This window comes from Bifidobacteriaceae bacterium, from assembly GCA_031281585.1.
Classification (GTDB): Bacteria; Actinomycetota; Actinomycetes; order Actinomycetales; family WQXJ01; genus JAIRTF01.
On the sequence record JAITFE010000082.1, the window covers coordinates 1 to 6,863 of the forward strand.

At 68.1% G+C, this 6,863-nt stretch carries 7 protein-coding genes; 3 read left to right on the forward strand and 4 right to left on the reverse strand.

Features of this window, described 5'->3' with window-relative positions:
• Positions 1 to 353: type II toxin-antitoxin system PemK/MazF family toxin (locus LBC97_09505; protein ID MDR2566269.1), on the reverse strand; the 353-nt coding region annotated here is incomplete at its 3' end.
• A gap of 146 nt (positions 354 to 499) precedes the next feature.
• Here LBC97_09505 and LBC97_09510 point away from each other — a divergent pair.
• Positions 500 to 1,558: an ATP-binding protein gene (locus LBC97_09510; protein ID MDR2566270.1), complete on the forward strand. Its 1,059-nt coding sequence runs from the start codon at positions 500 to 502 to the stop codon at positions 1,556 to 1,558.
• Here the strand turns inward: LBC97_09510 and LBC97_09515 are convergent.
• Together LBC97_09515 and LBC97_09520 are read right to left on the reverse strand one after the other, a co-directional pair.
• Complete coding sequence (locus LBC97_09515; protein MDR2566271.1) at positions 1,514 to 1,975, reverse strand: hypothetical protein; 462 nt, start codon at positions 1,973 to 1,975, stop codon at positions 1,514 to 1,516. The two genes, LBC97_09510 and LBC97_09515, sit on opposite strands and share 45 nt — an antisense overlap.
• A gap of 40 nt (positions 1,976 to 2,015) precedes the next feature.
• Entirely contained in the window at positions 2,016 to 2,372 is a 357-nt protein-coding gene (locus LBC97_09520; GenBank protein MDR2566272.1) for a metallopeptidase family protein, read from the reverse strand.
• Positions 2,373 to 2,478: 106 nt separating this feature from the next.
• Here LBC97_09520 and LBC97_09525 point away from each other — a divergent pair, with 106 nt between their 5' ends.
• A complete protein-coding gene (locus LBC97_09525; GenBank protein MDR2566273.1) occupies positions 2,479 to 4,593 on the forward strand; it encodes a type IIA DNA topoisomerase subunit B in 2,115 nt (704 codons plus the stop codon).
• A gap of 76 nt (positions 4,594 to 4,669) precedes the next feature.
• On the forward strand, positions 4,670 to 5,701 hold the full coding sequence (locus tag LBC97_09530; GenBank protein ID MDR2566274.1) for a GNAT family N-acetyltransferase: 1,032 nt from the start codon (positions 4,670 to 4,672) through the stop codon (positions 5,699 to 5,701).
• Here the strand turns inward: LBC97_09530 and LBC97_09535 are convergent, their stop codons facing one another.
• Positions 5,702 to 6,589, reverse strand: coding sequence for an endonuclease domain-containing protein (locus tag LBC97_09535; protein ID MDR2566275.1), 888 nt, complete (start codon positions 6,587 to 6,589; stop codon positions 5,702 to 5,704).
• Positions 6,590 to 6,863: the final 274 nt, after the last annotated feature.

Here is a 6,863-nt window from a genome sequence, read left to right on the forward strand (position 1 = left end):
TCGCGGACAGCCGCAACCGCCGTCGGCTCGGCCGCCCCCAGTTTCTTGAACAGCTTCCCGGTGGACACGGATCGCAGCGCCCTCGCGACCACGACCGAGTCGGCCTCAAGGTCGTTGGCGGCCGTGGCGGCGATGGCGGGTCGGGAGAGTGTGGGCGCCATGGTCGCGGAGATGGGTGCCACGACCACAAGGTCATACGGAGATCCGCTGTGCTGGCCGTGCGCGGACAGAATCAGCGCGGGACGCGTCTTGGTCGGCTCGCCGGCGCGCCCGGCCCCGAACGCGGTCAGCCAGATCTCGCCCAGTCTTGGTTCCGCGGGGCCGGGCTGCGCAGCCGGGTCACTCGACGGCATCGTCCAAAGTCCCCACCCACAGCTTGTACTCCTCGGCTGCGGGGGGTGCGAGCGCGCCGTCCGCCGCCTCCTGGCGGGCCGTGACGCGGAGACTTCGCAGGTGCGCCGCGCCTTGTTGGGAAGGTCCAGGCCACCCCGGTCGGGCGGTGCTGGCGACGGGGGCGCGGGGGACGGGCAAGACGGTTCTGCTGAACGCGCTCGAAGACGTGGCGCGGGAAGTCGGTTGGGTGATCGTGTCTGAAACGGCACGGCGTGGGCTGGTCAGGGAATTGGTGGCGACCACCCTGCCTGCGCTGGCGTCGCGCCAGGGCGTGACGGGCGAGTCGAACCGCGCGACCGCCGTGGCGGCCAGCGCGATGGGCTTCGGCGGCCCGGTCAGCCGCCAGCTCAACGGGCCCGCACCCGTCGAACCGTCTCTCCGGTCTCAGCTGACCGAACTCGCCTCGGCGTTGTCCCGGCGCGGGAGCGGGGTCTTCCTCACCCTTGACGAGGTCCACCGGGCGGAGCGGCAAGACGTGGCCGAGTTCTTCCAAGCCATTCAGCACGCCTTTCGGGAGGGCTTGCCGGTGGCGGTCGCGGCCGCCGACCTGCCCGCCGCGGTCAACGCCATATTGCACGATGACGTGCTCGCCTTTCTGCGCCGCGCCCGCCTTTGGAAACTCGGCCGGGTTCCAGACGCGCTGGTGGCGAGCGCCCCTGGCGAGCCGATTGCCTTGGCTGGGCGATCCATCTCGCGCGAGGCGCTGGACTTGGCCGTGCGCGCGGTCCGGGGCTATCCGTTCCTTATCCAAGTGGTCGGCTGCGAACTGTGGGCAGAAGCCCCGGCAGCGTTCAGATTGACCTGGCGCGGGTCAAGTCCGCCTTGCCGCGGGCGGTCGAATTCGCGAACCAATTGGTCCACGAACCCACTCTGGCCGACCTGTCGGCCGGTGACCGCGCCTTCTTGCGGGCGATGGCCGAGTTGGGGGATTCCGATGTGCCGGTGGCGCAAATCGGCGCCCGGGCGGGGCTCGGTTTCGTGCTACCGCGCCCGCCTGACCGCGGCCGAGGCGGTGGAACCCTCAGGGCGCGGCCGGCTGAGCTTCACCCTGCCGCTGCTCGGGGAAATATCTCCGATCCCCGGGGGCGCGTTGAAAAACGACGGCGATCGCGGCGGGGGATCAGAAGCCGCGCGGCGAATTGGACAGCAGTTCCCAGCCGTATAGGTACATGACGCCTTCTTGGACATATGAGTAGGTTAGGTAAAATCCGAAGTATGGCGGTTCGGTCCGTCCCGGATAACCTTCGGGAACCGTGAAATTGAAACCCCGCCCTTCCCAGTTCCGGTAGTCCGGGTTGTAGGAGAGGACGTCGCAACTGATGACCCGGTCGTCGGCTCCGTCTGGCACGATTTCCGGAAATATCTCGCAATCGATCACCGCATAGTCCTTTCCGTCGACCTGGGCGATCCGTCCGATGCAGCCAGCCTTGTCCGGAGCGACCGGAGCCGGGCTCGGTTCGGCGGTGGACGGACCGGGTGCGGTAGTCGAGCCGCCGCTCGAGCAACCGGTGGGAAGCAGAACCGCCAGGGCGAAGGCCAGGACGAGGGCGTGACGCCTTGGGGGGAAACGGGTCAGAGGCATGAGTGGCAACTCTACCAACGGGCTCGAGCCGGTGCGCGGGTCAGCCCCAGCCGAGTTCGTGGATGCGGTCTTCTTCGATTCCGAAGTAGTGGGCCACCTCGTGGATGACGGTTGTGGCGACCTCGTCGGCCACGTCCTCCTTGGTCTCGCTGATCGCCAAGGTGGGAAGCCGGAAGATGGTGATGCGGTCCGGCAATTCGCCGATGCCGCCGTCGCCGTACCGTTCGGTCAGCGGGGTCCCGTCGTAAAGGCCCAGGAGGTCTTGGGGTTGGTCCGGCGGGGGGTGATCCTCGACCAAGACCACGACGTTCTTGATCAGCGCGGCGAACTCCTCGGGGATTGCGTCAAGGGCCTCGCCGACGCATTCCTCGAACTCTTCAGGCGTCATCTCCACCATCAGTGGATCATCCCACGCTTGACCGCGCCGGACGGCACTGGCGGCTTCGGGCGCGCGGGGCGAGCCTCACGTCTGGGTGTCAGGGGCGGACCCTAGACTGCTAGGCGTGTCAGTCAAGGCTCCCGAATACTCTGCGCACCACCTGCAAGTCCTCGAAGGGCTGGAGGCGGTGCGCAAACGGCCCGGCATGTACATCGGGTCCACCGACGCGCGCGGCTTGATGCACTGCGCGTGGGAAATCATCGACAACTCGGTTGACGAGGCGCTGGCCGGCTTCTGCGACGCGATCGACGTGACGCTGTTCCCGGACGGGTCGGTCGAGGTGCAGGACAACGGCCGGGGCATCCCCGTGGACATCGAGCCGAAGACAGGGCTGAGCGGCGTGGAGGTGGTGTTCACCAAGCTGCACTCGGGCGCGAAGTTCGGCGGGGCCGGGTCGGGGTATGGCGCCGCCGGCGGCCTGCACGGCGTGGGCGCGTCGGTGGTCAACGCGCTGTCCGCCCGGTTGGACGCGGAGGTCGCGCGCGGCGGGAAGCTGCACGTCATGCGTTTCCACCGGGGTGAGCCCGGTGTGTACGATGACGCTCGCGGACTCGGCCCGGACGTTCCGTTCACGCCGTTCACCGACGCCTCCCTGTTGGAGGTGGGCGGGCGCGTCCGCAAAGGGGTCACCGGCACCAGGGTGCGCTTTTGGCCTGACCCGCAGATTTTCCCCGAACCCGGGGCTTTCTCGCTGGAGGCGCTGGGCGACCGCGCCCGGCAGACGTCCTTCCTGGTGCCCGGGCTCAAGCTGACGGTGCGGGACTGGCGGGGCGCGGAGCCGGTCGAGGAGGTCTTCCAGCACGCGGGCGGCTTGACCGATTACGTCGAGTATCTGGCCCCCGACCAGCCCATCCAGTCGGTTTGGCGGATCAAAGGGGAGGACACGTTTGTTGAGACGGTCCAGGCGCTGGATGAGGATGGACACCTGCGGCCCACCGAAGTCGAGCGCACCTGCGAGGTCGAGGTCGCTCTGCGCTGGGGGACGGGCTACGACCCGACCGTCAAATCGTTCGTCAACATCATCGCCACGCCGAAAGGCGGGACCCACCTGCAAGGGTTCGAACAAGGCCTGCTCAAGGCGATCCGGGCGCAGGTGGAGGCCAATTCGCGGCGGCTCAAGACCGGCGGGAAGACCGGCGGGGCCGAGCGGGTGGAGAAAGACGACGTGCTGGCCGGCTTGACGGCCGTGCTCGCGGTCCGCCTCGCCGAACCCCAATTCGAGGGCCAGACCAAGGAGGTTTTGGGTACGGGGCCGGTGCGCGGCATCGTCGCCAAAATAGTCGCCAAAGGCCTGACGAAACGGCTGACCTCGACCAAACGGGACGAGAAGGCGGAGTCCTTCCTGGCGCTGGAGAAGATCGTCGCGGAAATGCGGGCGCGGGTGGCGGCGCGGACCCACAAGGAGATCTCGCGGCGGAAGAACGCGCTGGAGACCTCCTCGCTGCCGGCCAAGCTGGCGGACTGCCGCAGTTCGGACGTGGAGCGGTCGGAACTGTTCATTGTGGAGGGGGACTCGGCGCTCGGCACCGCCAAACTGGCGCGGCAATCCGACTTCCAGGCGCTGCTGCCCATCCGGGGCAAGATCCTGAACACGCAAAAGGCCTCCATCACGGACATGCTGAAGAACGCCGAATGCGCGGCGATCATCCAGGTGATCGGGGCGGGCTCCGGGCGCACCTTCGACCTGGAGCAATCCCGCTACGGCAAGGTGATCCTGATGACGGACGCGGACGTGGACGGCGCGCACATCCGGACCTTGCTGTTGACGCTGTTCTTCAGGTACATGCGGCCCCTGGTCGAGGCGGGGCGGGTGTTCGCGGCCGTGCCGCCGCTCCACCGGGTGCTGGTCTCAGGCGGACGGGGCTCCTCCGGCGGCCCCGAGGCGGTCTACACCTACTCGGAACGGGAACTGAACGCGCTGCTGGCGAAACTGGAACGACAGGGGCGCAAGTACTCCCAGCCCGTACAGCGCTACAAGGGCCTGGGGGAGATGGACGCCGACCAGCTGGCGCAGACCACCATGGATCCGCGCGGGAGGACGCTGCGGCGGGTCACCATGACGGACGCGGCGGCCGCCGAGCAGACGTTCGAGTTGCTGATGGGCACCGAAGTGGGGCCCCGGCGCGACTTCCTGATCGAGGGCGCCGCCGGTTTGGACCGCGAGTTGATCGACGCCTGAGCATCCGGGCACCGCCCATGGCGTAAACCCCGTGTTCGGTTCGCCAAGCGCGTTTCGCGATCGCTAAGGTTGGGGCGTGGAAATCCCACCCCACCACCCGTCAGGCATCCCAATCGCCGAGCGGGTGCGCGCGCCCCTCGACGTGTCCACCCCCTCGCCGCGCCATCAATTGCTGTGGCGCCCCCTGCGGCCGTCCGACGAGGCACAACTGGTTCCGCTGATGAACTCGCAGGAAGAGACCGTCGAAGCGGCCGTCGACCAGCGGGTGCCGACCCTGGTGGCGTTGGCCCACATGACCCAGGGGGCGAGCATCGCCACTCTGGGCGGGTTCGACCGGGCGGGCGTGCTTCGGACCGCCGGTTTCCTCCACCTGTGGCCGGAGACGAACGTGCTGGTGGCGCACGGCGTGGTCGACCCGACTTGGTCGGGCAGGGGGATCGGCGGATCGCTGATGGCCTGGCAAGAGGGACGCGGCCGCCAGATCCTGGCGGGCCTGCCCGGCGACGGGCCGGCCCGGATGATCGCGTATGTGGCGGAATCGGCCGCGAACCGGCGCCGCCTGCTGATGGCCGCCGGCTTCTCGCCTTTGCGGTCGGTCTACCGGATGCGGCGGGACTTGGAGGCGCCCATCCCGTGTTCGGACATGCCCGCCGGCCTTAGGCTGCGGCCGTTGGAGAAGATCGACCCCGAATTGGTCCGCCAAACCCACAACAACGCGACCAGGAACGCGTGGGCGCCGGGCCCGATCTACCCGGAACTGTGGGAGCGGCGCTGGCAGGAGTACTTGCCGGAGCTCAGCTGCATCGCCTTCGACCCGGCCGAGGAGAGGGTCGCGGGTTACGTGCTGGCCATGATCGAGCGCCCGGCCTCAAAGATGGCCCCGCGCTCCCAGGCCACCATCCACCGGTTCGCGGTGGCGCCGGGGTACCGCCAACGCGGGATTGGGCGCGCGCTGCTGGGCCGGGCGCTGCTCCAGTTCGCCGACGAGGGCCGCCGCTTCGCCACCGTCACCGTCGACCCGGCCATGTCCCATTGCGGCCTGGCCATGCTGGAGGACTTCGGCTTCACCCCGGCGGGCCGGACCATTGTTTACGGCCTAGACCTGTGATCAGGACAGCCACTGCCGGACCTGGTCGGCGCAGTGGTCGGGACGTTCGTTTATGTCCTGCCACGTGAAGCGGAGCACCCTGTAGCCAGCGGCGATGAGTCGGTTTTGGCGCTCGCGGTCGCGCTGGAACGCGTCTTTGGAGCCGTGGGCGGACCAGCCGTCTACCTCGACCACCAGCTTGATTTCCGCGAAGAGGATGTCGGCGCGGGCGAACGACCCGTCTGGCAACCTGACCCTGGCGTTGGCGCTCCAACCGGTGATTCCAGCCCGGGTCAAGATCGCCTGGAACCGCAACTCGCCCACCGACCCGGCGCCGCTCCTGATCAATTCGCCGTACCCAATCAACCGGCGGTGGTTGCGCCGGCCCGCGTGGGCCGCGATTAGCTCCCCGAAAGTGTCGGGGTGGATAGCGTCATGCGCAAGAGCCCAGGCGTACAACCTGTCAGCGGAGTCCTGAGGCAGCCACGCGAGCGCGTCCATCAGCGCGGGAGCAGACTCCTGCACGGCCAACCCGCGGTGGGTGGACCAATCGGTTGGCGCCAAAGCGATGCGGCGCACTATGACCCGCGCAAGTCGGAGTCTCCCGCCCGGGCGCGCCACTGTCACGAACCCGAGCTGCGGCGCCGGCGCCTGGGGATGCCGCAGCTTGAACGCGGTCGGCCCCCACAGGACGGCGCCCGGCGCGGACAGGGTTACCGCCCACGCGGCTTGTTCAAGGCCGATTGGCTGTCCGTTGATCACGTAGCCTCGGCCGGCCACCGACGTCCACGCTCCCGTCTTGATTGATTTGGTGGCGCGGTCGCTGCTGATGCCGCAGGACAGCGCCTGGTTCCTGGTGAACACCCCGGCCTGCGTCTTTCTGATCCAGGCGAATCGATCTTGATCCATAGGCCGATTGTTCTAGGCCCGGCCGCCCCTGGCTTGGCTGAAACCGTCGCCCTGTGGATGACCAGACAAAAGACGACATTCGGCGGCGACTGGAAGATTCCATCTGGCTTGGGGCGGCGAGTGTAGATCCCTGTCTGGACTGGGCGCGCGAATGTACCATTTCATCTGCTCCGGTTCGCGCGCCAAGCTCGTGACCAGGGAAGACGGGAATTGCCCAAAGATAGGGACCTACATTCGGCGGTCCGCGCCAGATGGGAACTTACACTCGGCGGGT